Here is a 1,798-nt window from a genome sequence, read left to right on the forward strand (position 1 = left end):
CCTATTCAATGACTTGGAGCTTAGACTTCAAGTAAGTCCTAGTGAAATTAAAGCCCTAGAACGTTTCCAGTTGAAGTTTCATACAATGAACAATGCTGGAGCAGAACTCTCAAACCTTGTTGCTTGGGTTGAAGGGCGAGATATGGATATGGGGCAACACTTCTTATCCTCCAAAGCTGAGTTGGCTAACGAATTTTTATTAAGTGGAATGATTCCAATATGTACGGTCGATGCTGAGATGGTATGGCGCTTAGTTGTCAACTTTGAGTTTCAGGGGAAAACGATTCGTTTAGATTTTGATCTTAAGACTTCTCAGCATGGGCTCTAAGCTATGGTAAATAGGCTTCCTTTCACAATTCTTCTTGTCGGCATTTCTATCGCAATTATTGTGCTTGCAATGCGTTTTATGTCTTCAGATATAGAACGGGATATAAAAGCTAAATACCTTAAAGCGGGGGACTTTGACTTACTGCACGAGGGTAAAGCATTTAGCCTGGGCCAATTGCGCGGCCATCCTGTCATTCTTTATTTCGGCTACACTTACTGTCCTGATGTATGCCCTGTTGGTTTGTCAAAGATACGAGATGTATTGAGCAGTCATGAAGACTTTAAGGATGTCCCCGCATTGTTTATAACGGTTGATCCGCATCGTGATGATGATAAGCGTTTAAAAGAATACACCGGATTCTTCCATCCAAATATTATTCCTTTAAGTGGGAGTGTTGAACAAATTACTTCGGTTAGCTCAGCTTACGGAACTTTTTTCCGTTCAGGTCGTGAAAAGGCAGGTGAAGGCAATAGCTATACAGTTGATCATAGTGCTTTTGTCTATTTGTTAGATGATCAAGGAAGGTTAATGCGAGTGCTTGATCATGACGTTCAAGCTGAGCAAATATCTGAACTACTTCATAAGTTGCTGTGATTACTAGATTTTCACTTGCGATAGTACCTATCTATTTTTTATACTCGTTACATCTTGTTACTTTTAAATATTGAAATAGACAATAACAATAAGTGGGATCAAAGATGGATTACGCCGACGGCCTGAAAAACGTTCTAATTCAAAAAATAAATAAAACCGAAAAGAGCTTATATAGCTTAAAGCTGGACTATTGCCGCTTTGTATATGGCTTATCTCATCGCTCTAAAGTTATGTATGATCAGGTAGTTTATCAAGTTAGATCTGTTGATCTTGATTCGATGACTCGAAGCGATGGCGGTGAATGGAGTCGCCCGGTAATAAGTGCTGTGAGAATTGAAGATAACCGACCGGTCAATAATGAGGCCGTTGATTTAGGCCGGAATTGGGAGCTATTTGCCGGTTAGGCAAATATTCCCCACTCATCAAGCTGTGCACTCAACGACATTTCCTTAGGAATACGGTCATAGCTTGACCAGTTCTTGGCAGCCTTCGCGCCAGCTCTAACCATTAAGTCGTTGTCACTACTAAGTTTTCGGTAGAGTGCTTCCCTGTAGTAGGCGAGCGCATTTTCTGTCGTCAAATTTAAATTAGACTTTAATACCAACATCGCTATCTCTTTCCTGCTTTGAGTGCCGCACTTTGCTTCTTTGCCAATCAAATCGATTGCTCCAATCAGGTAAAGGCTAATCGCTTCGCGTAACCAAGACAGATTCTCCTGGTGCAGGTCACCATAATTTCTTTTGATGTCTAACAGCTGGATGCCAGAAAAGGTTTGAGCTTTTTTAAGACTTTCCATCTTGGTTTCGTACTCTTGATTATCGACAACATCGCCTTGCATCAAGCGCTTAATCACTCTGTCAATATGCCCGCTCTCTG

General features: G+C 41.0%; 4 protein-coding genes. 3 read left to right on the forward strand and 1 reads right to left on the reverse strand.

Going from position 1 to position 1,798, the window contains the following annotated elements; translation table 11 throughout:
* The 3 genes from A3761_RS27910 to A3761_RS18355 form a co-directional block, all read left to right on the forward strand.
* The coding region (locus A3761_RS27910; RefSeq protein ID WP_197473107.1) for a hypothetical protein at window positions 1–328 on the forward strand (328 nt) is incomplete at its 5' end.
* Between the two features lie 3 nt (window positions 329–331).
* The gene (locus tag A3761_RS18350) at window positions 332–922 is read left to right on the forward strand and encodes an SCO family protein (protein ID WP_068553709.1); all 591 of its coding nucleotides are present in this window, start codon (window positions 332–334) and stop codon (window positions 920–922) included.
* Window positions 923–1,026: 104 nt separating this feature from the next.
* The gene (locus tag A3761_RS18355) at window positions 1,027–1,326 is read left to right on the forward strand and encodes a hypothetical protein (RefSeq protein WP_068512472.1); all 300 of its coding nucleotides are present in this window, start codon (window positions 1,027–1,029) and stop codon (window positions 1,324–1,326) included.
* Here the strand turns inward: A3761_RS18355 and A3761_RS27915 are convergent.
* A partial coding sequence (locus A3761_RS27915) for a hypothetical protein (protein ID WP_197473108.1) occupies window positions 1,323–1,798 on the reverse strand: 476 nt, incomplete at its 5' end. The genes A3761_RS18355 and A3761_RS27915 overlap by 4 nt on opposite strands.

The organism is Oleiphilus sp. HI0123, from assembly GCF_001635315.1.